Genomic DNA, 24,079 nt, shown 5'->3' on the forward strand with positions numbered 1-24,079 from the left:
CGTCGGAGTGTATCTTTTGTTAAATATTAAGTACTAGATATTTTTGCGGGTCGGACGTAAAGCCGCCGCGACAAGGCGATCGAAAGCCCACCCGCAGGGGCGCTGAAACGCTGTTGCTTGTGGGCCTGGTTCAGTCCGCCGGTTTGCGGAACATGCGCAGATCGAGCGGCGACTCGTTGCCGAGCCACATCGCGTGCGCCGTGTGGTCCGTGTAGTCGTCGCCGGTGACGCCGTGGACGAACACATCGAGCCCGTTGCGGTGCTCGTCCAGCCAGCCGATTACTTCGTCGAATTCGGCAGCGTCGAAAGCAAGCTGGCAACTCCAGTGCGGGTGCGGACCGACGAGCCGCTCGTGCACCCTGCCGACCACGACCAGCAGACTGCGCCCGGCATCCTCGGCCAACTGCTTCGCTTGCGCGACCGTTGCGGGGCCGAAATAGATGTGCGCGTGGTATTGCGGATAGAGGTTTTCAGGTCGACGCGGCATCGTTGGTCAGGCGGGGCAGGAGAGCCAGAGCTTACGCCGTGTGACGTACTTGCGGCCGCCACACGCGCTTGCTGCGGCAATCTTGAAATGGTGAAATACTGTTTGTCCATACAGTATTTCGGGGGCGCCGCCATGACCGACACCATCATCCCTCTTCATGCCCTCAAGGGCCGAGGTGCGGCCACGCGCCTTGCGCATCGGTTCGAGCGCGACGCGCGCAATGCGTTCGACGATGGCTGGGGCACTCTGGAAGAGGGCGCCGCCGACGCAGACGCATTGCCTCCGCTCGCCACGGAGGTCCGCTTCGAGGACGTCAAATCCGTGCTCAGCCACAACGATTCCCCGGACGTTCCGTTCGACCGTTCGCTCAATCCGTACAGGGGATGCGAACACGGGTGCATCTACTGCTTCGCCCGGCCCACGCACAGCTATCTCAATCTTTCGCCGGGACTCGACTTCGAAACCAAGCTGATCGCCAAGCGCAACATCGTCGAGGTGCTTCGCGGCGAGCTGGGCCGCAAGGGCTACAGGCCCAGCCACCTTGCGATCGGCACTGCGACCGATTGCTACCAGCCCATTGAGCGTGAACTCCGGCTCACTCGTTCGGTCATCGAATTGCTGAAGGAGACGCACCATCCCTTCGGCCTCGTCACGAAATCGAGCGCGGTCGAGCACGACCTGGACCTGATCGCACCCATGGCGGCCGAGCATCTGGCGGCGGTGTACGTCACCATCACCACGCTCGATGGCGAGGTCGCGCGCAAGCTCGAGCCGCGCGCCGCCGCGCCGCATCGGCGCTTGCGCACCGTGCGCACGCTAGCCGAAGCGGGCGTTCCGGTGGGCGTGAGCGTGGGGCCGCAGATTCCCTTCGTGACCGAAGACATGGAACAGGTTCTCGAAGCCGCCTGGAATGCCGGCGCGCGCTGCGCTTTCTACACGGTCGTCCGGCTGCCATGGGAGGTCGCGCCGTTGTTCAAGCAATGGCTCGAACTGCACTACCCGCAGCGCGCGGACCGGATCATGGCGCGCATCCGCGAAATGCGCGGCGGCAAGGACTACGACGCCGATTTCGCCACGCGCATGAAGGGCAGCGGACTGTGGGCGGACCTGATTCGTCAGCGGTTCGAAAAGGCGACGGCCCGCATCGGGTTCAATCGCGATCGCATCGTGCTCGACCTCAGCGCGTTCCGACCACCTGGCGCAGTGGGGCAGGGCAGTCTGTTTTAAGTTCCGCCGAACCGCGCGGCTCGACCCCGCACCAATCGCCGCCCAGCGCCTTCACGAGAAATACCGAGGTTTGCATGCGCTGCCCCATGATCTGCGCGGCTTGGCGCTCCGTCGAGAGCACGGCCTGCTGCGCTGTGATGACGTCGAGGAAGGTCGTGGCGCCGCCCTGGTAGCGGGTGGAGGCCATGTCCAGCACGCGGCGCGCGCTTTCGACGGCAGTGAAAGCCTGCGTCGACGCATGGTCGAGCGACGCGACGCCGGTGATGCCGTCTTCCGCTTCCTGCATCGCGGTGAGCACGATGCGCCGGTAGTTGGCCACGGCGACGTCATACCCCGCGCGAGTGAAATCGACATTCGACCGGATGCGCCCGCCGTCGAAGATCGTCTGCGTTGCCGAGACGCCGAGCGACCAGAGCAGGCTTCTTGCGTCGAAGAGCGTGGCGAGCGTGCTGCTGTCCACGCCGCCGGTGGGCAGCAGCATCACGCTCGGATAGAAGGCCGCCGTCGCAACGCCGATCTGCGCATTGGCGGCGGCCATGGCGCGTTCCGCCGCCGCGACGTCCGGACGGCGCTCCAGCGCGTCCGAGGGAACGCCGATCGGAATCGCCGGCGGCGCCAGCGGCTTCACATCCGGGGCGATGGAAAACGAAGGCGCCGGCGTTCCCGACAGCGTGGCAATCGCGTGCTCGAACTGGGAGCGCTGCTTTTTCAGCGTGTCGACCTGCGCGAGCGTGTTGTCGAGCAGCGCCTGCTGCTGCGCGACGTCCAGACCCGACACCGCGCCCAAGTCATGCCGGTCAGTGACGAACTGGAGCGCTCGCCGCTGAAGCTCGATCGATCGCGCCAGCACGTCGAGTTCGATGTCCGTCGATCGCAGGTTGTAGTAGCTCGACGCGAGATCCGTCGTGAGCAGCAGTCGCGTGTTTTCGAGGTCGGCCGCCGATTGCGCAGCCGATGCCGTTGCGCCTTCGACCGATCGCTGCACGCGTCCCGCCAGATCGGCTTCATAGCTGGCCGTGAAGATCACGTTGAAATCGTTCTGCACCGTCGACAGGTTCGGCACCGCATAGTTGGTCAAAGGACGGTTGGCCGAAATCTTGAACCGCTGGGCGCGCGTGCCGACACCCAGTTGTGGATAGCGGGCGGCCTCGCTCCCTGCGAGCGTGGCGCGGGCCTGCGCAAGCCTCGCATTGGATGCGGCGAGCGTGGGGCTGTCAGCGAGCGCCTTCTGTTCGAGCGCATTGAGCTGCGCATCGCCGAAGCGCTCCCACCACGGCCCCTTGTCGGATGCATCGCTAGGCGTCCCCTGCCGCCATGGTTCTTCGACTTGCCAGCTCACGGGCACGTCGAAGGATGGCTTCTTGTAGTCCGGCCCGACGGCGCATCCAGCCACGGCTGCAACCGCCAGCGCGATCAGCGCGGCTCGCACGAACATCACGCTGGTTCCTTGGCCACCACGACAACGTCGCCTTCGGCCAGCGAGTCGGAAGGATTCAGCACCAGCCGATCGGTGCCCGAGATTCCATCGAGCACTTCCACGGTCTCGCCATAGTTGCGTCCGAGATTGATCGGGCGCAGGTGGACTTTTCCTTGTGCATCGACGACCGCAACCCGGGTGCCTTCGGCCCTGAAGAGCAGCGCGTTGGCCGGAATCGTCAGTGATTTGCTCGCGGCAAGCGGCAGCGACACCTGCACGTAAGCGCCAGGCAGTAAGACGCCGTCCTTGTTGGGCAGCGAGACCTCGACCTGCATCATCCGGGTGGCGCTGTCGATGGCGCCCGACGTCCGTGCCACCTCGCCCTGAAAGCGTTGGTCGCGCAGTTCGGCTTGCGTGACGATCACAGGCTGCCCCGCCTTGATGAGTTGCGCATAGGCTTGCGGCACGTTGATGTAGACGCGCAACGGGTCGGTCTGCGCGAGCAGGAACAAGGACCGCCCGCTGCCCGCGTCGATCAGGTCGCCGACGTCGACATTGCGCCGCGTGATCATTCCGGCGAAGGGCGCCAGCACGCGCTTGAATCCTTCGGTCTGCTTCAGGCGCTGGACGTTGGCGTCCGCCGCCGCGACGTTGGCGGTGGCCTGCGCGAGGGCGCTGCGGCGTTCGTCAAGGTCCTGCTGCGAAACCACATCCTTCTTGCGCAGGTTTTCCCAACGCGCGACGGTGCTCTTCGCCAGGTCGAGACTGGACGCGGCTTGCTGGCGCGCGGCGATGCCCTGCGAAAGCTGCTGGTCGATCTCGGGGGTTTCGATCTCCGCGAGCAGATCGCCCTTTTCGACATGGCTGCCGATGTCCTTGGTCCACCGGCGTAGGTAACCGCTGGCGCGCGCCGAAATCGGCGACTGCACATAGCCTTGCAAGGTGCCCGGCAACGCGAGTGTCTGGCCGGCGGCGGGTGTTTGGGGCAGTGCAGTCTTGACGTATTGGGCTGCGCGCTCGGCGGTGCCTATTTCGAGTGCGCGCGCATTGCTCATGCGAACGAACACGATCCGCGCCGCGCCGATGGTGAGAAGCGCCAGCACGATCAGCACGGCGATGCGCGTGCGCCGGACGATCTGGCGCCTGCGGGGCAACTCGTGGTGATCGCCGTCTTCGTCGGCGGCGATGGGGTGGATGCCCAGTGCCGCGTGGCGTTGCTCCGTCATGGGGTCAGGTCTCCTGGGGCTCGGCCCCGAGCGAAGGTGGTGTGGCTTGGCGCGCCGCCTGGCGATGAGCGCGGCGGCTGTGGATTTCTGCGAAGACGGCCGGCACGAAGAAGAGTGTCGACACCGTCGCGAAGAGCAGGCCGCCGATCACTGCGCGGCCCAGTGGCGCGTTCTGCTCGGCGCCTTCGCCGAGGCCGAGCGCCATCGGGATCATGCCGATGATCATCGCCAGCGCCGTCATCAGCACCGGACGGATGCGCGTCGCGCCCGCTTCGAGTGCGGCCGACAACGGCGGTATGCCTGCCGCCAATCGCTCTCGCGCGAATGCGATCAACAAGATGCTGTTGGCGGTCGCCACGCCCATGGTCATGATCGCGCCGGTCAACGCCGGCACGCTGAGCGTGGTGCCCGTGATGAACAACATCCATGCGATGCCGGCCAGCGCAGCCGGCAGCGCCGTGATGATGATGGCCGCATCGATCCACGACTGGAAGGTCACCACGATCAGCAGATAGACCAGCACGATCGCCATCGCCAGTCCGACCCCCAGGCCGATGAAGGACGACTGCATCGTCTGGACCTGCCCGCGAAGGGTCACCTGGCTGCCGCGCGAGAGCTTGGGCCGCATGTCGTCCACCAGCGCTTTGACCTTCGAAGCGACGCTCGCGAGGTCCGTGCCCTGCACGCTGACATAGACGTCGATCACCGGCGCGATGTTGTAGCGCGATGCGACCGCCGGTTGCCGGCCCGCTTGCGCGTCGACGAGATTGCCGAGCAATTGAGGCGCGCCGCTCCCCGCGCCACCCGAGCCGGACGCCACCGGAATGTTGAGCAGGGAATCGAGGGAGTCCACTGTGTATTGGGGCGATTGCACCGCAACGCTGTAGGCCACGCCGTTCTGAGGGTTGAGCCAGAAGGCCGGCGCCGTCTGCGAACTGCCGGACAGCGCGATCAGCACGTTCTGCCCGACGTTGGCCGCGGTCAATCCGAACTGCTGTAGGCGCGTCCGATCCATCTGCAGATTGAGACCTGGTCCGTCCAGGCGCTGATGGACGTGGGCATCGACTGCGCCGGGGATCTGCCGGATGGCCTTCACCAACTCCGCCGCGCGTGCTGCATTGCCGTTGAGGTCGTTGCCGCTGAACTGCACGTCGATGGCCGCTGGCAAGCCGAAGTTGAGAATCTGCGTGACGATGTCCGCCGGCTGGAAAAAGAACTCCGTACCCGGAAAACGCTTGGGCAATTCGGCACGCAGCAGCGATACGAATTCCTCGGTGGGGCGATGGCCTTCGCGCAACGAAAGCAGGATCTCGCCGTCGAGCGTCCCGATGGTGCCGGCGTTGCTGTAGGACAGATTGATGCCGCTGTTGGGCACGCCCAGGTTGTCCAGGATGGTTTCGAGCTGGTCGTGGGGCACCAGTTCGCGGATGACGGCTTCCACCTGATCCGCAAGTCGGGCTGTTTCCTCGATGCGGGTGCCGGTGGGTGCGCGCATGTGCAGGCGGATCTGGCCTGCGTCCACACTCGGGAAGAAGTCCCGGCCGAGCACCGGATACAGCAGGCACGACAGCAGGCAGAAGCCCAGGAAGAGGGCGATGAAGCGGTTGCGGCGCGACAGCACGGCCGAGAGCACCAGCGTATAGGCGCGGCGTACTCGCTCGAACCGCGCGTCGAAGCTCCGGTAGACGCGTTGCAGCATGCTCGGGTTCGCGTCGGCGGCCGCCTTGGCATGGACGCCGCCCATCAGCAGCATGACGAGCGTTGGCACCAGCGTTCGCGAGAGCAGGTAGGACGCCAGCATGGCGAACACGACGGCCTCCGCCAGCGGCACGAAGAGGAATCGCGCCACGCCCGACAAAAAGAACATCGGCACGAAGACGATGCAGATGCACAGTGTCGAGACGAATGCCGCCGGCCCGATTTCGCCCGCGCCGACGAGGATGGCTTCGTTCAGTTCCGTGCCCATGTGCAGGTGGCGCTCGATGTTCTCGATGGTCACGATCGCCTGGTCGACCAGAATGCCGACGGAGAGCGCAAGGCCGCCGAGCGTCATCAGATTGAGCGTCTGGCCCAAGGCATAGAGCACGAGGATCGACGCCAGGATCGACAGCGGAATGGTCAGCCCGATGATCAGCGTGCTGCGCCAGTTGCCGAGGAAGAGCAGCACCATCGCCGCAGTCAGCGCCGCGGCGATGAGGGCCTCGAACACAACCCCCTTCACTGCGGTTTTGACAAAGACCGACTGGTCGAACAGCGGCGTCACCTTGATGTCCGCCGGCATTCCTTGCGCAGCGGCCGGCAACAGGGCGCGGATGTTGGAGACGATGTCCAGCGTCGAGGCGCCGCCGTTCTTGAGCACCGACAGCAGCACGCCGCGCACGCCGTCCTGTCGCACCACATTGGTTTGCGGCGAAAAGCCGTCGCGCACATAGGCCACGTCGCGCAGGTAGGTCGTGGCGCCGCCCGTGGTGCGCACCGGCAAATCATTGAGGCCCGCGATGGCTTCGGGCGAACCGTTCATGCGCACGCTGTATTCGGTGGCACCGAACTTGACGGTCCCCGAGGGCAGGATGAGGTTCTGCGCGTTGACCGCATTGACGACGTCGGCCGGCGAGAGGCCGCGCGCCTGCAGCGCCTGCGTGTCGAGATCGACCGAGATCACCCGGTTCTTGCCACCGTACGGAAAAGGAACCGCCGCGCCCGGCACCGTGATGAGTTGCGGCCGCAACTGGTTGATGGCGGCGTCGAACAGCGCGTTCTCGGCCCTGGTGGGACTGGACAACGCCAGCTGAACCACCGGAATGCTCGATGCCGAATACTTGATCACCAGCGGCGGCGTGATGCCCGGCGGCAACTGGCGCACCTGCGTCTGCATCGAAGCGACGACCTGCGCAATGGCAGTCTCGATGCTCGCGGTCGGCTGGAAAAACACCTTGATGACCGACACGCCGGCCAGGGATTGCGATTCGATGTGCTCGATGTCGCTGACTGTCGTCGTCAGCCCGCGCTCGGTTTGGCCCGAAATGCGCTGCCCCATCTCTTGCGCCGGCAGGCCGCCGTAGTTCCAGATGATGCTGATGACCGGAATGTTGATTTCCGGAAAGATGTCGGTCGCCATCCGCAGCAGCACGAATGGAGTGGCCAACACGATCAGCATCGCCATCACGATGAAGGTGTATGGACGACGCAGAGCCAGTTGGACCATGGACACGACTTGTTACTTCTGCAAGAAGAGGCCGCCATCATAAAGAGAGATGACCTGCGCCATTGAGCCGGCGCAGCACCTTTACGTTCCCTCGGCTGGCTTGGCTGGCTCTCTGGCTTCGCTCAAGCGCCTTGGCGCAACCCGAGGGCATCGAACACGCGGATTGCCGCATAGGCGTCGTTGGCTGCATAGCGCAGCTGCGCATCGGTGAGCTGCCGGTTGGCCCAGTTCGAAGTGGTTGCCTTGCGCGACTTGACGAAGCGCTGATCGAAGACAAGCGCGATTGCGGTCTTCACGCCAATGGACTTGCGATAACCGCGGCGGCGGAATTCCGAATCGATGTCGAACACGGAACGAGGCTCGATGTCCAGCCGCTGACGGATCAGGCTCAAGTCGCTGGAGAGCCCGAAGCCGGCCTTCAGCAGATCCGCCGAGGCCAGCAACTCGCGGAGCACGCCATGCAGTTCGGTGCGGTGCAGCTGGAACAGCCATGCCTCGGACGGTGTCGCGAACTGCACGACGTGCGGCCCGCTGGAGACTTCGAACTTCGCGAAGGTCGGCTTCGATTCGGTGTCGAAGCCCACGACGCGACTGGCCAGGAGCGCGGTGGCCGCGGCTTCGGCGTCTTGCTGCGTGGCGACCACCCTGATGTCCCGAAGGCCAAGGCCTTCGAAGGGTTGAAGCAGCGCGATCTGCTCGCGTTCGGGTAGCGGGTGAAGGCTGTCGTTCATTCAGGAAGCCGCTCAGGCTCGCAGCAACTTGTCGTGGCGCGCGAGGTGCTCGGCGACAAAGCTCTGGATGAAGTAATAGCCGTGGTCATAGCCTTCATGGCGCCTCAGCGTGAGAGGCTGGCCGGCCGCGCGGCAGGCGGCCTCGAACACATGCGGATGCAACTGCTCGGCGAGAAACTTGTCGGCAAGCCCCTGGTCGATGAGGATGCCGCCGGGGAAGGGCGGCTCGGTCTGCGATTGCATCAGTGCCGATGCGTCATGGGCGAGCCACGCATCGCGATCCTCCCCGAGGTAGCCGCTGAACGCCTTTTCGCCCCACGGGCATTGGCTCGGTGCGCAGATCGGCGCAAACGCCGAAAGCGACTTGAATCGGCCGGGATGCCGCAACGCGAGCGTGAGCGCGCCGTGTCCGCCCATCGAGTGGCCGAAGATGCCGATGCGCTTCACATCGATGGGCAGCGCCTGCGTTGCCAGAGGCAGCAGCTCGTTCATCAGCCAGCTTTCAATGCGCCAGTGTTCGGCCCATGGAGCGGACGTCGCGTCGAGATAGAAACCGGCGCCGATGCCGAAGTCCCAACTCGAAGACGCGCCTTCGATGCCTTCTGCCTTCGGTCCTCTTGGGCTGGTGTCCGGTGCAATGAGAGCGAGCCCGAGTTCAGCGGCCACGCGCTGCGCGCCCGCCTTGACCATGAAGGTTTCCTCGTTGCAGGTCAGGCCGGCAAGATAGACAAGCGCCGGCACCGGACCGCGTTCCGCCTGCGGCGGCAGAAAAGTCGAGAACCGCATCGGCAGGCCGATCTCGCGGGACGGGTGTTCGTGAAAGCTTTGCACCCCGCCAAAGCAACGGTGTTCAGAGAGAGTCTTCAGGCTGTCGGTCATTTCCATGCGCTTCATGGCCGTGCTCCTTGCCCGACTAGTAAAGAACGACTCCGCGAATCGATTCGCCGCGCTTCATCAGGTCGAAGCCCTTGTTGATGTCTTCCAGCGGCATGGTGTGCGTGATGAGATCGTCGATGTTGATCTTGTTTTCCATGTACCAGTCGACGATCTTCGGCACATCGGTGCGTCCGCGCGCCCCGCCGAAGGCCGAGCCTTCCCACTTGCGGCCAGTGACGAGCTGGAACGGCCGCGTACTGATCTCCGCGCCCGCTTCGGCCACGCCGATGATGATGCTTCGGCCCCAACCCTTGTGCGTGCATTCGAGCGCCTGGCGCATCACCTGCGTGTTGCCGATGCATTCAAAGCTGTAGTCGGCGCCCCCATCGGTGAGCTGCACGATGGCGTCCACCACATTGGGCGTGTCCTTCGGGTTGATGAAATGCGTCATGCCGAACTTGCGTGCCATTGCCTCGCGCGCGGGGTTCAGGTCCACGCCGATGATCTTGTCGGCGCCAACCATCCTGGCGCCCTGGATCACGTTCAGGCCGATGCCGCCGAGACCGAAGACCACAACGTTCGCGCCTGCTTCCACCTTGGCCGTGAAGATCACCGCGCCGATACCGGTGGTCACGCCGCAGCCGATGTAGCAGACCTTGTCGAAGGGTGCGTCTTCGCGGATCTTGGCCAGCGAAATCTCGGGCGCCACTGTGTAGTTGCTGAAGGTGCTGGTGCCCATGTAGTGAAAGATGGGTTTGCCGTCGATGCTGAAGCGGCTGCTGCCGTCAGGCATCAGGCCCTTGCCTTGCGTGCCGCGGATGAGCTGGCACAGGTTGGTTTTGCGCGACAGGCAGAACTTGCACTGGCGGCATTCCGGCGTGTAGAGCGGGATGACGTGGTCGCCCTTCTTGAGGGTGGTGACGCCGGGGCCGACGTCGACCACGATGCCTGCGCCCTCATGGCCGAGGATGGCGGGGAAGATGCCTTCCGGGTCAGCGCCGGAGAGCGTGTAGTAGTCGGTGTGGCAGATGCCCGTGGCCTTGATTTCGACCAGCACTTCGCCGAAGCGGGGGCCCTCGAGGTCGACGGTTTCGATGGTCAGGGGCGCGGCGGATTTCCACGCGACGGCGGCTTTGGTTTTCATGGCAAGACAGGAAAAGTGAAGATGCGGGGACGTCCCCGATGCGTCACTTTATGCCATAGAACCTGGCCGCATTCGCACCCAGTATCTGATCCTGTTCGGCAGGCGAAAGGGCGTCGAGCAATTCGAGCGTGGCGCTCATCCACGCTTGATAGCTGCCTGCGAGGTTCAACACCGGCCAATCGCTGCCCCACATCAGCCGCGAGGGGCCGAAATGCCGAAGCAGATGATCAACGTACGGGCGCAGGGTGGCCGTGCCCCAGCCGGGTCCGGCCTCTGCGGCGAGGCCCGAAAGCTTGCAGAAAACGGGCGTGGAGCGCGCGAATTCCGCGATGTCGCCGGCCCAGGACTCGAACTGGCCGTGTGCGATGTCCGGCTTGGCGGCATGGTCGATCACCATCGGCAACTCGGGATGGCGCTGCGCGAACGCCAATGCGGGTCCGATCTGGTGAGGCTTGATCAGGAGGTCCAGGCGCAAACCAAGCTCCGTCATCGTCTGGATCGCCGGTCCGAGGCGCGGGTCGAGAATCCATTGCGCATCAGGCAAGTCCTGCAGCATCGGACGCAATCCCTTGAACAAGGGCGCTTGCGCAAGTCGGCGGATGCGCTGGGGCGCGTCTGCCGCCGCAAGATCCGTCCAGCCTACGACTGCGCGCACACGGCTGGCCGGGTCAGCGGCCAGCGTCAGCAGGCGCCACGTTTCGGCCTCTGTCGGCGCCGCCTGCACCAGCACCGTGCCTTCGATGCCGGCCGCATCGAGGAAGGGTGCGAGATCGGCCGGGGCGAAATCTCGGTGGATCGGGTGCAGCGCAGGCGTGTCTTCCAGCCAGCCGTAGTCGCCAAAGGCCGGCGACCAATAGTGCTGGTGCGAATCGATGCGCATGGTCAAGCCTGGGCTTTTGCGCGTACGACGCCTTTTCGCAAAAGCACATTGCCGTACAGGCGCGTTTCCCCGGTCTGCACGATCGCGAAGGCTTCGCGGGCTCTGGCATAGAAACTTTCGCGAGGCAGCGATTCGGCGCTGAGCGCGCGGCCCTCCGCCTGTTCGGCCGCCGTCTGAAATTCGCGCACGATGTCCGGGACTTCGTCAGGTGACCCGACCACCGCCATGGTGGCGAGCGGCGCGTCGACAAAATCGTCGATCGGCAAAATGCTCAGCACGGCCTGAACCACCGGCACGGCGGCGCAGCCGTCCATGCGCACCAGCCTGCGCGCACAAGCCGCTGCCGGAAAGTTGGCGTCGACGACGGCAATCTCGTCGCCATGGCCCATCGAGGCCAGCAGGTAAAGCAGGTCGGCGCCGAGCAGGGGGTCCAGTGTTTTCAGCATGGCGTGTTTTACCGCGGATCCAGAGGCCAGGGCCAGAGGTTCAGTAGCACTGGCACTGGTGGTAGAGCGCTGCGACACCTGATAAAAACGGGCCATGATAAAGATCCTCGTCCTCAATGGCCCCAATCTCAATCTGCTCGGAACGCGTGAGCCTGCGCAATACGGGCACGAAACTCTCGCGGATGTCGAGCGGATGTGCCAGGAAGCGGGGGCCAAGGTCGGTGTGGAGATCGAGTGCCGCCAGAGCAATCACGAAGGCATGCTCATCGACTGGATCCATGAAGCCGGTCGGGAGGTCGCCGCTGGCCGCATGCTCGGCGTGGTGATGAACCCGGGCGCCTACACACACACGTCCGTGGCGTTGCACGATGCGATCAAGGGGGCGAGCGTTCCGCTTGTCGAGCTTCATATCTCGAACGTGCATGCGCGGGAGGAATTCAGGCATCACTCATACATCTCGCCAGCCGCGCGCGGGATCATCGTCGGGTTCGGCGTGAAGGGCTATCCGCTCGCGATCGAAGCGCTGGTGCGCGTGAGCGCCGCCGCCTGATGAGCACGCAAGCAGGGCTCTTCGAGGCACCCGATGGCACCCTGCGCTGCCGCTGGTGCGAATCGACCCAGACTTACCAGGACTATCACGACAGCGAGTGGGGCTTTCCGGTCACGGACGATCGCCGGCTTTTCGAGAAGCTGTGCCTCGAGGGCTTTCAGGCGGGCTTGAGCTGGCTGACGATTCTCAACAAGCGCGAAGCCTTCAGGCGCGGCTTTGCGCAGTTCGATGCCGAGCGCGTGGCGCGCTTTGGCGCCAAGGACATCGAGCGCCTGCTGGCCGATGTTGGCATCGTGCGGCATCGCGGCAAGATCGAATCAACCATCAACAACGCCAAGCGCGTGATCGAACTGCGAGAGGAATTCGGCTCTCTCGCGGCCTACGCGTGGCGCTTTGAGCCGGATGTGGCGACGCGGCCGAAGCGCATCACGCATGACGCGCTGCGAGAGATGACCACATCCGCCGAGTCGATCGCGATGTCGAAAGACCTGAAGAAGCGCGGCTGGAGCTTCGTCGGCCCGACGACCGTCTATGCATTCATGCAGGCGATGGGCCTGGTCAACGATCACGTCGAAGGCTGCCATGCGCGCGAGTCGGCGTTGGCCGCCCGCGCCAAGCTGAAGCTTCCGCGCTGAGCAACTGCCTCAAGCCGCCTGCGGCCCCGACACTTTCCGGTGGCTGATCCGGCCTTGGCTGTCGACGCTTTCGAGGTGTACGTCGAAGCCCCACAGCCGCGCGACGTGCTTGAGCACCTCTTGCGAGTCGTCGTGCAGGGGACGGTTGTTGTGCTGCGTGTGGCGCAGCGTGAGAGAGCGGTCGCCGCGCAGGTTCACGCTCCAGACCTGGATGTTGGGCTCGCGATGGTTCAGGTCGTACTGGCGTGACAGCGATTCGCGCAATTGGCGGTAGCCGCTGTCGTCGTGGATGGCCGACACCTCGAGCTCGGATTCGCTTTCTTTGTCGCTGACCGCAAAAAAGCGGAAGTCCCGCATCAGCTTGGGCGACAGGAACTGCCCGATGAAGCTCTCGTCCTTGAAATTGCGCATCGCATAGTCGAGCGACGTCTGCCAGTCGGATCCAGCGATGTCCGGGAACCAGCGCTTGTCTTCTTCGGTCGGCTTCTCGCAGATGCGCCGCAGATCGGTGTACATCGCGAAACCGAGCGCATAAGGGTTGATGCCGCTGTAAGCCCGATGGCCGATCGGCGGCTGAAAGACAACGTTGGTGTGCGACTGCAGCCACTCCATCATGAAACCGTCCGCCAGCAGGCCTTCGTCATAGAGCGTGTTGAGCAGCGTGTAGTGCCAGAAGGTTGCCCAGCCCTCGTTCATGACCTGCGTCTGCCGCTGCGGATAAAAGTACTGCCCGATCTTGCGCACGATACGCACCACTTCGCGTTGCCAAGGCTCCAACAATGGTGCGTTTTTCTCGATGAAGTAGAGAAGGTTTTCCTGCGGCTCTGCCGGGAAGCGCTTGGCTGCTTCTTCTTCCTCGGCGGTGCGGCCGGCGCGTTTGGGCAGCGTGCGCCAGAGGTCATTCACCTGTTGCTGGAGGTGATGCTCGCGTTCCTCGCGGCGTGCCTGTTCCTGGCTGAGGGACAGCCGTTGAGGACGGCGATAGCGGTCGACCCCGTGATTCATCAGCGCATGGCAGGAGTCGATCAGGTCTTCGACCGCCGACACCCCATGGCGCTCCTCGCATTCGCTGATGTAGTGCCGCGCGTAGACGAGATAGTCGATGATCGAGGACGCGTCCGTCCACATCTTGAAGAGATAGTTGCCCTTGAAGAAGCTGTTGTGGCCGTAGGCGGCATGGGCGATCACCAGCGACTGCATCGCCATGGTGTTCTCTTCCATCAGATAGGCGATGCACGGATCGGAGTTGATGACGATCTCGTAGGCCAGTCCCATGTGGCCGCGGCGATAGTTCTTCTCGGTCGAGATGAACTGCTTGCCGTATGACCAGTGGCGATAGATGACCGGCATGCCCACTGAGGCATAGGCGTCCATCATCTGCTCGGCGGTGATGATCTCGAGCTGGTTGGGGTAGGTGTCCAGCTTGTAGCCGCGCGCCACCCGGGCGATCTCGCCGTGGTATTGCTCTATCAGCTCGAAAGTCCAGTCCGAAGGACTGGGCAAGGGCGTTCGTGTCTTTTCGTTCACGCCGGTCCTCTTTCTTTCTTGAACAACTCGCGGAACACCGGATAGATGTCCTGCGCGTCGGAAACCTTGCGCATCGCGAAGTTCTTGTGCGAGTCGATCAGCTGGCTGTATTCCTCCCACATGTTCTGTTCGGCTTCGGCAACCTGCACATAGGCGTAGTAGCGCACCAGCGGCAACAGGTGTTCGCTCAGGAGTTCGCGGCAACGGCCGCTGTCCTGGTGCCAGTTGTCGCCGTCACTGGCCTGCGCACCGTAGATGTTCCATTCGCTGCTCGGATAGCGCGCCCGAACGATGTCGAGCATCAGCGTCAGTGCGCTCGAAACGACTGTGCCGCCCGTCTCCGTCGCGTGGAAGAACTCTTCTTCGGTGACTTCGGCAGCCTGTGTGTGGTGGCGGATGAAGACCAGGTCGATCTTCTCGTAGTGCCGCGTCAGGAACATGTACAGCAGCATGAAGAAGCGCTTGGACATGTCCTTGCGCGACTCGTCCATTGAACCCGAGACGTCCATCAGGCAGAACATCACCGCCTTGGCGGAAGGAACCGGCACCCGCACGCGATTGCGATAGCGCAGGTCGATCGGATCGAGGAAAGGCACGTGCTTGGCCTTGCTGCGCAACTCTTCGAGCTTGGCTTCGGTTTCGCGGATTTCACGCTGCACGAGGGCATCGGCGACACGGGGGCTGCGCTGCAGATGAAGCAGGTGCGCTTCGAGTTCGCGGATCTCGCGCCGGGAGTCGCCGCCGAGCGCGATGCGTCGCGCCAGCGCGCCACGCATCGAGCGCACGACATGCAGGTTGCTCGGGTTGCCGTCGCTTACGAAGCCAGCCCGATGGCTCTTCCACTCGGGGACTTCGGCCAGCTGCGTGCGAACCAGATGGGGCAGGGCGAGGTCTTCGAAGAAGACCCGCATGAACTCTTCCTTTGTCAGGCGGAAGACGAAATCGTCCTCGCCGCCTTCGCCGTCACCGGCCTGCGAGCCGCTGCCAGAGCCGCCGCCGCCCTGCGGCCGTTCGATGCGATCGCCCTTGACGTACTCCTTGTTGCCCGGATGCACATATTCACGGTCGCCGCCCTGGCCGTGACCGAACACAGGCTCCGACACATCGCGCTTGGGGAGCGTGATGTCCTCGCCCTGCTCGAGATCGCGGATGCCGCGGCCGCTGACCGCGCGCCGCACGGCTTCGCCGATCTGCTCGCGATAGCGCCGCAGGAAACGCTCGCGGTTGCCGATGGACTTGTTCTTGCCTGACAACCGACGGTCGATGATCTGCTGCAGCATTGCCACGCCAGACCTCCTTCTTCAACTCATCATGAACTCTTGCGTACGCGCAAATACCATTCGCACAGCAGACGCACCTGCTTGGCGGTGTAGCCCTTCTGCACCATGCGATTGACGAAATCCTCGTGCTTCTTGAGCTCGTCGGCGCTGCTCTTGGCATTGAAGCTGATGACCGGCAGAAGCTCTTCGGTGTTCGAGAACATCTTCTTCTCGATCACCGTGCGGAGCTTTTCATAGCTGGTCCACAGCGGGTTCTTGCCTGCATTGCCGGCGCGCGCGCGCAGCACGAAGTTGACGATTTCGTTTCGGAAGTCCTTGGGATTGCTGATGCCCGCGGGCTTTTCGATCTTTTCCAGTTCTGCGTTGAGCGATCCACGGTCGAAGACTTCTCCCGTGTCCTGGTCGCGGTACTCCTGGTCCTGGATCCAGTAGTCGGCGTAGGTGACGTAACGGTCGAAGATGTTCTGGCCGTACTCCGAGTAGCTTTCGAGGTACGCCGTCTGGATCTCCTTGCCGATGAACTCCGCATAGCGCGGCGCCATCAGCTCCTTGATGTACGACAGGTACTTCTGCTCGGTCTCGGGCGCGAACTGCTCGCGCTCGATTTGTTGTTCGAGCACATACATCAGGTGCACCGGATTCGCCGCGACCTCGCTGCTGTCGAAGTTGAAGACCTTCGAGATGATCTTGAACGCGAAGCGTGTCGAGACACCGCTCATGCCTTCGTCGACACCCGCGTAGTCGCGGTACTCCTGAATGGACTTGGCCTTGGGGTCGGTGTCCTTCAGGTTGTCGCCGTCGTAGACCTGCATCTTGCTGAAGATGCTGGAGTTCTCGGGCTCCTTCAGGCGCGTGAGCACCGAGAACTGCGCCATCATGCGTAGCGTTCCAGGCGCGCAGGGCGCATGCGCCAGTGATGAGTTGCGCACCAGCTTCTCATAGATCTTGATCTCTTCGGACACACGCAGGCAGTACGGCACCTTGACGATGTAGATCCGATCGAGAAACGCTTCATTGTTCTTGTTGTTGCGGAAGGCCTTCCACTCGCTCTCGTTGCTGTGCGCGAGCACGATGCCGTCGAACGGAATGGCGCCGAAGCCTTCAGTGCCCTTGAAGTTGCCTTCCTGGGTGGCCGTCAACAGCGGATGCAGCACCTTGATGGGCGCCTTGAACATCTCGACGAATTCGAGCAGGCCCTGGTTGGCGAGGCAGAGGCCGCCGGAGTAGGCGTAGGCGTCAGGATCGTCCTGCGCGTAGTCCTCCAGCTTGCGGATGTCGATCTTGCCGACCAGCGACGAGATGTCCTGGTTGTTCTCATCGCCAGGCTCGGTCTTGGCGACCGCGATCTGCCGCAGCACCGAGGGGTAGCGCTTGACCACCTGGAACTTGCGGATGTCCCCGCCGTACTCTTCGAGCCGCTTCACCGCCCATGGCGACAGAATGCGTTGCAGGTAGCGGCGCGGGATGCCGTATTCCTTCTCGAGGATCTCGCCGTCTTCCGACGCATCGAAGAGACCGAGCGGCGATTCATTCACCGGCGAGCCCTTGATGGAGTAGAAGGGCACGTGTTCCATGAGCTGCTTGAGACGCTCCGCGATGGAACTCTTGCCGCCGCCCACGGGGCCAAGCAGATAGAGGATCTGCTTTTTTTCCTCGAGGCCCTGCGCGCCGTGCCGGAAGTACGACACCACCTGTTCGATGGCATCTTCCATGCCGTAGAACTCGCGGAACGCAGGGTAGATCTTGATCACCTTGTTCGCGAAGATTCGCGACAGGCGAGGGTCGTTTCGAGTGTCCACCAGTTCGGGCTCGCCGATGGCTTCGAGCATGCGCTCGGCCGCGGTGGCGTACGCCATGGGCTCCCGCTTGCAGACCTCAAGATATTCCTGCAGGGACAGGACCTCTTCGCGCGTACGCTCGTAACGAGCGGCGAAGTTACTGATGACATCCATAGACACCTCCATCGAGTCAGCGGGGCGCTGCCCGGAGTCTCCGTGCTGCACACGTTGCATCGTTCGCAGGAATGGTGCCAGGTGATGTGTGCACGCTTTGGATTAACTCCTCAAGCAGGAACTCGCTCAAAGCATAGAACAAAGAACGCGTCCAGCAAATTGCTTTTCGGATAAGAACCACAACGAAGTTGGAAAGTTCAGAGTAAAAGTTGCACGAACCTCGATCAATCGCAATTTCCAAGTCCGCATGACGCGCATGGCGGACCTCCCGCACGAGATGCACAAGATGCTCACGCGTCCACACCAGCGTAACCTGTCCGGTTTCGTCGCGTGCGGCTGTCGGTGCTTTCCATATATCTTGAAGATCTATTTCTATGGGTTTGCAACGCTTGAGCCGTGCTGCCGGCTTACGAATAAACACTGAAGAGGTGAGAATCTCGCATCGGTATTCACAAGATGGCCGGCGCACAACAAAAAGGCGGCCATTGGGCCGCCTTTTTTCGCCGATTTTCGAAGGGTCATTCGACCTTGCCGATCTTTCGCACAGCCTCTGTCATGGCGCTTGCATCCGCATTCCAGTAGGTCTGGAACTCTGGCGCATCCAGATAGGCGATCGGACTTCCCGCCTTTTCGATCACTTGCGCGACGGCAGGGTCCGCTGCAACCTTTGCAGATGCGGCCCTGAGCTTGCGAACGATGTCTTCGGGCGTTCCCGCAGGAACGAAGAGCCCCGACCACTGCGCGAACTTCACCTTGTAGCCGGACTGTAAAAGGCTCGGCACATCCGGAAGCGCCGCCAGCGGCTGATCGCCCCAATGCGCGAGCGCGCGCAGTCTGCCGCCCTTGATCTGCTGCACCACCGTGGACGGTCCGCTCGCGACCGCATCGACCTGGCCTCCGAGAAGCGCAACGACCGCCGGACCCGCTCCGGTGTAAGGAATGTGCGTCATGCGAAATCCTGCGGCGTTCTTCAGCATTTCCATCGGCACATGCATGGTGCCGTAGTTGCCGGAGCTCCCGTAGTTGTAGGCACCGGGCTTGGCGCGTGCGTCCGCGACAAAGTCGGCGAGCGTCTTCCATGGCGCATCCGCGCGCACGACCAGTACGGTCGGATCGGCGGTAAAGCGCGCGATCGGCTTGAACTGGCTCATCTGGTAAGCGGGCTTGCGGTCCAGGATGACGTCGGCTTCCGGAAGGATGGAGATGGAGGACAGGCTCATCAGCACTGTGTAACCGTCCGCCGGTGCTCGCGCGACGTAGCCGATGCCGACCGCGCCACCGGCGCCGGCCCTGTTCTCGACGATGACCGGCTGCTTGAGCTCGCGTGACAAGGCTTCGGCAACTGGCCGCGCCACGGTATCGGCGACGCCGCCGGGCGGAAAGGGCACGATCATCGTGATCGGTTTTTCAGGCCATGAGCCTTGCGCGAGTGCGCTCGCAGCAGCGGTGATCAGCGCGGCGCCCAGCAGCGCACGTCGTGAGGGGTGCATGTTTGTTGTCTCCGTTGTGTCGGGTAATCACACGAACCGGTTCTCGAGCACGCCCAGCCCGTCGATCTCGATGCGAACGACGTCGCCCGGCTTGAGGTACTGCGGCGGCGTCAGACCCATGCCGACTCCGGCGGGGGTGCCGGTCGCGATCATGTCCCCCGCGTGCAGCGTGATGCCGCGGGAGCAGGTTTCGATCAGCGTGGGAATGTCGAAGATGAGATCGGTGGTCTGGCCGTCCTGCCGCGGCTCGCCGTTGACCCAGCAGCGCACCCGGGTACGCGTGCCATCAAGCTCGTCGGCAGTCACGATCCAGGGCCCCATCGGGCAGAAGGTGTCGAAGGACTTGCCCAGGTCCCACTGCTGGTGCCGCATTTGCACGTCGCGCGCCGTGACGTCGTTGACGATGGTGTAGCCGAACACATGCGACATCGCGTCGGCCCGCGAAATGTTGCGGCCGCTTTTGCCGATCACCACCGCCAGTTCCGCTTCGTAGTCGATCTGCGCCGAAATGGCCTCGCCGGGCAATTGCACCGGGTCGTCGGGCCCGACGACGCACTCGGGCACCTTGGTAAAGACGATGGGCCACGCATCGACGCTGGCCGCACTGTTCTTGAACACCGAGCCCGACAACTCCTTTGCATGCGCGTGGTAGTTGCGGCCGACGCAGAAGATGTTCCGGCGCGGCAGCGGGATCGGCGCTTCCAGCTTGACGTCACCCAGAGCCATGGGGCTGCCCGCAGTCGGCAGCGCGGATGCGCCAGAAGCGTGTGCTTCGATGAGGGGCAACGCCCCGCGAAGGGCCGCGGCGGGGTCGAGTTGAAGCGGCGTGACGGTCAGTCGATCGTCCGAGACAAGGCCGACGTGCCTGCGGTCTTGATATTGATAGGTTGCAATGCGCACAATGATCTCCTCTATGGCGACCAAATGCTACCAATCGGATACCAAGTCCACAATAGAGCCCAGCCCGCGTCCGGACCGCCAGGGTCGGCGCGCTCTCTTCATTTCAATCCACCTGCGATCGTGCACAGTGCCCTGAACTTGCGGGAAGCCATCCTCGAAAACCTGAAGTCGCGCGCGTGGCGGGCCGGCCATCGCTTGCCGACGGAACGGGAGTTGAGCAGCCAATATGGGCTCAGCCGGTCGACCGTTCGCCGCGTGCTCGCGGACCTGAAGGGCAGGGGGTTGATCACTCAGACGGTCGGGAGCGGCACCTACGTGAGCGACGAAGTGGGCCGCGCGCTCGCCGACATCAGCAGTGGCGAGTCGCCGCTGGCAACCAGTCCGGCCGAGCTGATGAGCGCCCGACTGGTGCTCGAACCCGCCATCATCGCCATGGTGATCGGCAACGCGACCACTGCAGACTTCGAAAGAATGGAAAACTGCTGCGAGCGAGGCGAGGCCGCCGCCACCATCGAGGAGTTCGAATTGTGGGACGGCAAGCTGCATGAGGCGATCGCTGATGCCGCTCACAACGCGTTCATTTCCACTGTCTTCCAACGCATGAACGAAGTCCGTGCGCAGAGCGAATGGGGCATGCTGAAGCGGCGCAGCGCAACGCCCGAACGCCGGCTCGCCTACCAGCGCGAGCATCGCGACCTTGTGGCGGCGTTGAAGGATCGCGACGGTGCGCGAGCGAGCGAACTCTGCCTCGGCCACCTAGTTCATGTGCGGAAAAACTTGCTCGGCTATTGACGGTGCGTGGCGCACCGTAACGCTGGGACAGCGAGCCTGCGCGCCATTGGACTAGCGGAAACCCGCCCTCGCGTTGACCCGGTCCGAGCCCGCCGGTATATTGGCCTGGATTGGCGTGGAGGCATACCAATTCATACCAATTGACTGAGCCTCCCGGGCCGGGGCGCTCCTGGAGACAATCGTGAACACACTATGGAGTCGATGTCTGCGCCTCGCGCCGCACTGCTGGGCTGCAGCCTTGATTGCGTCGGCCCCGTTCGTGGCGGCCAATGCGCAGGACTATCCGTCGCATCCGGTGCGGATCATCGTGCCGTTTGCCGCCGGCGGACCGGCCGACGTCTACGCACGAATTGTTGCGGTGCGCCTGCAGGAGGCCCTCGGGCAAGGGTTCGTGGTCGACAACCGGCCGGGCGCGGGATCGGTCATCGGCACCGAGGCTGCGGCAAAGAGCCCGCCGGATGGTTACACGCTGCTCCTGATGTCGAACGCGCATACGGTCAACGAATCGCTCATCCCGAACAAGCCTTATCAGTTGATGCGCGACTTTGTCCCGGTGACGCCCATCAACTCGTCGGATCTCGTGCTGGTCACTCGCAGCGGGTTGCCGGTCAACAACCTGGGCGAGTTGATCGCGTTGGCAAAGGCCAAGCCCGGCGCGCTGACCTATGCGTCTTCCGGCCCCGGCACGCCTTATCACCTGGCGGGCGAACTCTTCAAGGCCATGGCAGGGGTGTCGATCCTCCACATCCCCTATAGGGGCAGCGCCGGTGCGCGCACTGACGTGCTGGGCGGCCAGGTGGACATGATGTTCGACGCCGTACCGACCATGACCGAGCATGTGCGCGGCGGCCGCGTGAAGGCGATCGCAACCACCGGCCTCACGCGTTCGGCCGTCATGCCCGACGTGCCGACCGTGGACGAAGCCGGCGTGCCCAAATACGAAGCGACGATCTGGCTGGGCCTGATGGCGCCCAAAGGTACGCCCGCCGCCGTCGTCGACCGCCTGAACGCCGAGGTCCAGAAAATCGCGTCGAACCCCGACGTGATTCGGGCCTGGAAAGCGCAAGGCGCGACACCCATGCAGATGAACGTCGCCGATTTCACGCGATATATGAATCAGGACATCGCGAAATGGGCGCGGGTCGTCAAGGTGTCGGGCGCAAAGGCGGACCAATGAACATCCTGTGTGCGGGGGCGGCCCAGGGGCTGGTGAGGGCGCTGCAAGGCGTGTTCCTGGAACTCACCGGCGCCAAGGTCGAGGGCCGTTTCGGCGCGGTCGGCGCCATGAAGGAAGCGCTGCTTGCCGGAGAGCCTTGCGACGTGATGATCGCCACGGCCGCCATGGTTGCCGATCTGCAGGCCGAGCGTCGGCTGGTGCAAGACTCGGAAGCTGCGCTAGGGCGCGTTCGCACCGGCATCGCCGTCCGACAGGGCGAGCCGTTGCCGCAAGTCGGCTCGCCCGAGGCGCTGAAAGCCAGTTTGCTGACCGCGAAGGCGATCTATTTTCCGGATGCATTGCGCTCGACCGCCGGCATCCATTTCGCGGCGGTTCTTGGGAAGCTCGGGATCGCCGAGACAGTAGCGTCGCGCCTGCGCACGTTTCCCAACGGCGCCACAGCCATGAAAGAACTCGCCTCCCACGTCGGGCCGGGCGCCATCGGTTGCACCCAGATCACCGAAATCAACTACACGCCGGGCGTCGCACTCGTGGGGCCTCTGCCGGATGCCTTTGAATTGGCCACCGTCTACACGGCCGCAGTCAGCGCGAAGGCGCAGCAGCCCGAACTTGCACGGCGTTTCGTGGACTTGATCGCAGGCCCCCGGTCGCGCTGCCTTCGCGCGCAGGGCGGCTTCGAATTCACCGCACCCGGCCCCTAGCGGACGGGAACTTTTCATGATCCAACCGACGGAGAAAAGCGCATGACGATTCTGCAAACGCTGAGCCGGCTGGCTGTCGGCGCCCGCAACTGGTTGGCCAGATCGCGCTGGCTACCGCCAACCCGGCGAAGCGTTAATGTTCTAACCAGCCCAAGCCCTCTCCAGCCCCGCCTTTCGTGAAACACCGCGGAACTGGCTTCGCCAGGCCGCCGGTGTTGCCCCCGGTCAGGGGGTAGGCGAAGCGACACGAAGTGCGCGCAGCCTGGGGGCGAGCAACACCTAACTAAAGAATTCTTTCGCCTTGTCGAACCACCCCTTGTCGGTGGGGCTGTGCTTCTCGCCACCCTTCTTGAGCGACTCGTCGAGTTCCTTCAGCAATTTGCGCTGGTGCTCCGTGAGCTTGACCGGCGTTTCGACGCGCACATGGCAATACAGGTCGCCCGGGTAGCTCGACCGCACGCCCTTGATGCCCTTGCCGCGCAGGCGGAACTGCTTGCCGCTCTGGGTCCCGTCGGGAATGTCGATCGCGGCCGGCCCCTTGAGCGTCGGGACGCTGATTTCGCCGCCAAGCGCCGCCGTCGTGATGCTGACCGGCACGACGCAGTGAAGATCGTCACCGTCGCGCTCGAACAACTCATGCTTCTTGAGGCGTATCTCTATATAGAGATCGCCCGGCGGCCCGCCATTGGTCCCGGGCTCGCCGTTGCCGGTGCTGCGAATCCGCATGCCGTCGTCGATGCCGGCCGGGATCTTCACTTCCAGCGTCTTGTTGTTCTTGATCTTTCCCTGGCCATGACAGGTCGTGCACGGTTCCGGAATGATCTTGCCGGACCCATGGCAGGTCGGGCAGGTCTGCTGCACGCTGAAGAAGCCCTGGCGCATCTGCACCGCGCCTTGGCCGTGGCAGGTCGTGCAAGTGATCGGCTTGGTGCCCGGCTTGGCGCCGGTGCCCTTGCAGGTGCCGCAATCGTCCCAGGTGGGAATGCGGATCTGGGCGTCCTTGCCGTCGGCCGCTTCCTCGAGCGTGACTTCCATCGCGTAGCTCAGGTCGCTGCCGCGATACACCTGCCGCCCGCCCTGGCGACCGGCGCGCTGCCCGAAGACGTCCCCGAAGATGTCGCCGAACGCTTCAGCGAAGCCGCCGAACCCTTCCGCACCCGGGCCGCCGCGCATGTTGGGGTCGACACCCGCGTGGCCGTACTGGTCGTACGCGGCGCGCTTTTGCGGATCCGACAGCATTTCGTAAGCTTCCTTGACCTCCTTGAACTTGATCTCGGCGTCCTTGGAGTCCCCGTGGTTGCGGTCGGGGTGGTGCTTCATCGCAAGCTTGCGATAAGCCTTCTTGATTTCCTCTTCGCTGGCGTTCTTGGGAACGCCGAGGGTTTCGTAGTAGTCGCGTTTGGTGGCCATGGTCGAGGTCGGGCGGAGTCGTCTTC

Annotated in this window: 21 protein-coding genes; 6 read left to right on the forward strand and 15 right to left on the reverse strand. The window is 63.6% G+C overall.

What is annotated here, in order from left to right:
* Positions 1–130 precede the first annotated feature (130 nt).
* A complete protein-coding gene (locus tag AC1DEK_RS13900; RefSeq protein WP_478125803.1) occupies positions 131–487 on the reverse strand; it encodes a DOPA 4,5-dioxygenase family protein in 357 nt (118 codons plus the stop codon).
* Between the two features lie 132 nt (positions 488–619).
* Between AC1DEK_RS13900 and AC1DEK_RS13905 the strand changes: the two genes are divergently transcribed.
* Entirely contained in the window at positions 620–1,714 is a 1,095-nt protein-coding gene (locus tag AC1DEK_RS13905; protein WP_478125804.1) for a PA0069 family radical SAM protein, read from the forward strand.
* Here AC1DEK_RS13905 and AC1DEK_RS13910 read toward each other — a convergent pair.
* The 8 genes from AC1DEK_RS13910 to AC1DEK_RS13945 form a co-directional block, all read right to left on the reverse strand.
* Positions 1,665–3,149: an efflux transporter outer membrane subunit gene (locus tag AC1DEK_RS13910; protein WP_478125805.1), complete on the reverse strand. Its 1,485-nt coding sequence runs from the start codon at positions 3,147–3,149 to the stop codon at positions 1,665–1,667. The genes AC1DEK_RS13905 and AC1DEK_RS13910 overlap by 50 nt on opposite strands.
* Positions 3,149–4,357, reverse strand: a complete 1,209-nt coding sequence (locus AC1DEK_RS13915; protein WP_478125806.1) for an efflux RND transporter periplasmic adaptor subunit — start codon at positions 4,355–4,357, stop codon at positions 3,149–3,151. The genes AC1DEK_RS13910 and AC1DEK_RS13915 overlap by 1 nt, the downstream gene beginning before the upstream one ends.
* Before the next feature lie 4 nt (positions 4,358–4,361).
* On the reverse strand, positions 4,362–7,568 hold the full coding sequence (locus tag AC1DEK_RS13920; protein WP_478125807.1) for an efflux RND transporter permease subunit: 3,207 nt from the start codon (positions 7,566–7,568) through the stop codon (positions 4,362–4,364).
* 116 nt (positions 7,569–7,684) lie between these two features.
* A complete protein-coding gene (locus tag AC1DEK_RS13925) occupies positions 7,685–8,293 on the reverse strand; it encodes a 3'-5' exonuclease (RefSeq protein ID WP_478125808.1) in 609 nt (202 codons plus the stop codon).
* A 12-nt stretch (positions 8,294–8,305) separates the two neighbouring features.
* On the reverse strand, positions 8,306–9,172 hold the full coding sequence (fghA, locus tag AC1DEK_RS13930) for an S-formylglutathione hydrolase (protein WP_478125858.1): 867 nt from the start codon (positions 9,170–9,172) through the stop codon (positions 8,306–8,308).
* A 34-nt stretch (positions 9,173–9,206) separates the two neighbouring features.
* A complete protein-coding gene (locus tag AC1DEK_RS13935; RefSeq protein WP_478125809.1) occupies positions 9,207–10,313 on the reverse strand; it encodes an S-(hydroxymethyl)glutathione dehydrogenase/class III alcohol dehydrogenase in 1,107 nt (368 codons plus the stop codon).
* A 43-nt stretch (positions 10,314–10,356) separates the two neighbouring features.
* On the reverse strand, positions 10,357–11,193 hold the full coding sequence (locus tag AC1DEK_RS13940; RefSeq protein ID WP_478125810.1) for an amidohydrolase family protein: 837 nt from the start codon (positions 11,191–11,193) through the stop codon (positions 10,357–10,359).
* A 2-nt stretch (positions 11,194–11,195) separates the two neighbouring features.
* A complete protein-coding gene (locus AC1DEK_RS13945) occupies positions 11,196–11,735 on the reverse strand; it encodes an RbsD/FucU family protein (RefSeq protein ID WP_478125811.1) in 540 nt (179 codons plus the stop codon).
* Here AC1DEK_RS13945 and aroQ point away from each other — a divergent pair.
* The gene (gene aroQ / locus AC1DEK_RS13950; RefSeq protein WP_478125812.1) at positions 11,734–12,189 is read left to right on the forward strand and encodes a type II 3-dehydroquinate dehydratase; all 456 of its coding nucleotides are present in this window, start codon (positions 11,734–11,736) and stop codon (positions 12,187–12,189) included. The genes AC1DEK_RS13945 and aroQ overlap by 2 nt on opposite strands.
* Positions 12,189–12,824, forward strand: coding sequence for a DNA-3-methyladenine glycosylase I (locus AC1DEK_RS13955; RefSeq protein ID WP_478125813.1), 636 nt, complete (start codon positions 12,189–12,191; stop codon positions 12,822–12,824). Before aroQ ends, AC1DEK_RS13955 begins: the two co-directional genes overlap by 1 nt.
* Before the next feature lie 9 nt (positions 12,825–12,833).
* Here AC1DEK_RS13955 and AC1DEK_RS13960 read toward each other — a convergent pair whose 3' ends face one another.
* From AC1DEK_RS13960 to AC1DEK_RS13980, 5 genes are all read right to left on the reverse strand, one after another.
* Complete coding sequence (locus AC1DEK_RS13960) at positions 12,834–14,462, reverse strand: SpoVR family protein (RefSeq protein WP_478125859.1); 1,629 nt, start codon at positions 14,460–14,462, stop codon at positions 12,834–12,836.
* Complete coding sequence (locus AC1DEK_RS13965; RefSeq protein ID WP_478125860.1) at positions 14,348–15,631, reverse strand: YeaH/YhbH family protein; 1,284 nt, start codon at positions 15,629–15,631, stop codon at positions 14,348–14,350. Before AC1DEK_RS13965 ends, AC1DEK_RS13960 begins: the two co-directional genes overlap by 115 nt.
* A gap of 29 nt (positions 15,632–15,660) precedes the next feature.
* Entirely contained in the window at positions 15,661–17,583 is a 1,923-nt protein-coding gene (locus AC1DEK_RS13970; protein ID WP_478125814.1) for a PrkA family serine protein kinase, read from the reverse strand.
* Between the two features lie 518 nt (positions 17,584–18,101).
* Positions 18,102–19,073 (reverse strand): tripartite tricarboxylate transporter substrate binding protein, encoded by a 972-nt coding sequence (locus tag AC1DEK_RS13975; RefSeq protein ID WP_478125815.1) that lies wholly within the window; start codon positions 19,071–19,073, stop codon positions 18,102–18,104.
* A gap of 27 nt (positions 19,074–19,100) precedes the next feature.
* Positions 19,101–19,973: a fumarylacetoacetate hydrolase family protein gene (locus tag AC1DEK_RS13980; protein WP_478125816.1), complete on the reverse strand. Its 873-nt coding sequence runs from the start codon at positions 19,971–19,973 to the stop codon at positions 19,101–19,103.
* 120 nt (positions 19,974–20,093) lie between these two features.
* Here AC1DEK_RS13980 and AC1DEK_RS13985 point away from each other — a divergent pair, with 120 nt between their 5' ends.
* From AC1DEK_RS13985 to AC1DEK_RS13995, 3 genes are all read left to right on the forward strand, one after another.
* Positions 20,094–20,765 carry a FadR/GntR family transcriptional regulator gene (locus AC1DEK_RS13985; RefSeq protein WP_478125817.1) on the forward strand — a complete coding sequence of 224 codons (672 nt, stop codon included), beginning with the start codon at positions 20,094–20,096 and terminating at the stop codon, positions 20,763–20,765.
* Positions 20,766–20,946: 181 nt separating this feature from the next.
* Positions 20,947–21,942, forward strand: a complete 996-nt coding sequence (locus tag AC1DEK_RS13990) for a tripartite tricarboxylate transporter substrate binding protein (RefSeq protein WP_478125818.1) — start codon at positions 20,947–20,949, stop codon at positions 21,940–21,942.
* Positions 21,939–22,643, forward strand: coding sequence for a molybdate ABC transporter substrate-binding protein (locus AC1DEK_RS13995; RefSeq protein WP_478125819.1), 705 nt, complete (start codon positions 21,939–21,941; stop codon positions 22,641–22,643). The genes AC1DEK_RS13990 and AC1DEK_RS13995 overlap by 4 nt, the downstream gene beginning before the upstream one ends.
* Positions 22,644–22,922: 279 nt before the next feature.
* Here the strand turns inward: AC1DEK_RS13995 and dnaJ are convergent, their stop codons facing one another.
* Positions 22,923–24,053 carry a molecular chaperone DnaJ gene (dnaJ, locus tag AC1DEK_RS14000; protein ID WP_478125820.1) on the reverse strand — a complete coding sequence of 377 codons (1,131 nt, stop codon included), beginning with the start codon at positions 24,051–24,053 and terminating at the stop codon, positions 22,923–22,925.
* Positions 24,054–24,079 lie beyond the last annotated feature (26 nt).

Source organism: Variovorax sp. 10N420, from assembly GCF_056394705.1.

What these genes read in the sequence shown, in the direction of transcription:
- AC1DEK_RS13900 (WP_478125803.1), bottom strand. Translation starts at nt 487, where the DNA reads ATGCCGCGTCGACCTGAAAACCTCTATCCGCAATACCACGCGCACATC.
- AC1DEK_RS13905 (WP_478125804.1), top strand. Translation starts at nt 620, where the DNA reads ATGACCGACACCATCATCCCTCTTCATGCCCTCAAGGGCCGAGGTGCG.
- AC1DEK_RS13910 (WP_478125805.1), bottom strand. Translation starts at nt 3,149, where the DNA reads ATGTTCGTGCGAGCCGCGCTGATCGCGCTGGCGGTTGCAGCCGTGGCT.
- AC1DEK_RS13915 (WP_478125806.1), bottom strand. Translation starts at nt 4,357, where the DNA reads ATGACGGAGCAACGCCACGCGGCACTGGGCATCCACCCCATCGCCGCC.
- AC1DEK_RS13925 (WP_478125808.1), bottom strand. Translation starts at nt 8,293, where the DNA reads ATGAACGACAGCCTTCACCCGCTACCCGAACGCGAGCAGATCGCGCTG.
- fghA (WP_478125858.1), bottom strand. Translation starts at nt 9,172, where the DNA reads ATGACCGACAGCCTGAAGACTCTCTCTGAACACCGTTGCTTTGGCGGG.
- AC1DEK_RS13935 (WP_478125809.1), bottom strand. Translation starts at nt 10,313, where the DNA reads ATGAAAACCAAAGCCGCCGTCGCGTGGAAATCCGCCGCGCCCCTGACC.
- AC1DEK_RS13940 (WP_478125810.1), bottom strand. Translation starts at nt 11,193, where the DNA reads ATGCGCATCGATTCGCACCAGCACTATTGGTCGCCGGCCTTTGGCGAC.
- aroQ (WP_478125812.1), top strand. Translation starts at nt 11,734, where the DNA reads ATGATAAAGATCCTCGTCCTCAATGGCCCCAATCTCAATCTGCTCGGA.
- AC1DEK_RS13945 (WP_478125811.1), bottom strand. Translation starts at nt 11,735, where the DNA reads ATGGCCCGTTTTTATCAGGTGTCGCAGCGCTCTACCACCAGTGCCAGT.
- AC1DEK_RS13955 (WP_478125813.1), top strand. Translation starts at nt 12,189, where the DNA reads ATGAGCACGCAAGCAGGGCTCTTCGAGGCACCCGATGGCACCCTGCGC.
- AC1DEK_RS13965 (WP_478125860.1), bottom strand. Translation starts at nt 15,631, where the DNA reads ATGCTGCAGCAGATCATCGACCGTCGGTTGTCAGGCAAGAACAAGTCC.
- AC1DEK_RS13970 (WP_478125814.1), bottom strand. Translation starts at nt 17,583, where the DNA reads ATGGATGTCATCAGTAACTTCGCCGCTCGTTACGAGCGTACGCGCGAA.
- AC1DEK_RS13975 (WP_478125815.1), bottom strand. Translation starts at nt 19,073, where the DNA reads ATGCACCCCTCACGACGTGCGCTGCTGGGCGCCGCGCTGATCACCGCT.
- AC1DEK_RS13995 (WP_478125819.1), top strand. Translation starts at nt 21,939, where the DNA reads ATGAACATCCTGTGTGCGGGGGCGGCCCAGGGGCTGGTGAGGGCGCTG.
- dnaJ (WP_478125820.1), bottom strand. Translation starts at nt 24,053, where the DNA reads ATGGCCACCAAACGCGACTACTACGAAACCCTCGGCGTTCCCAAGAAC.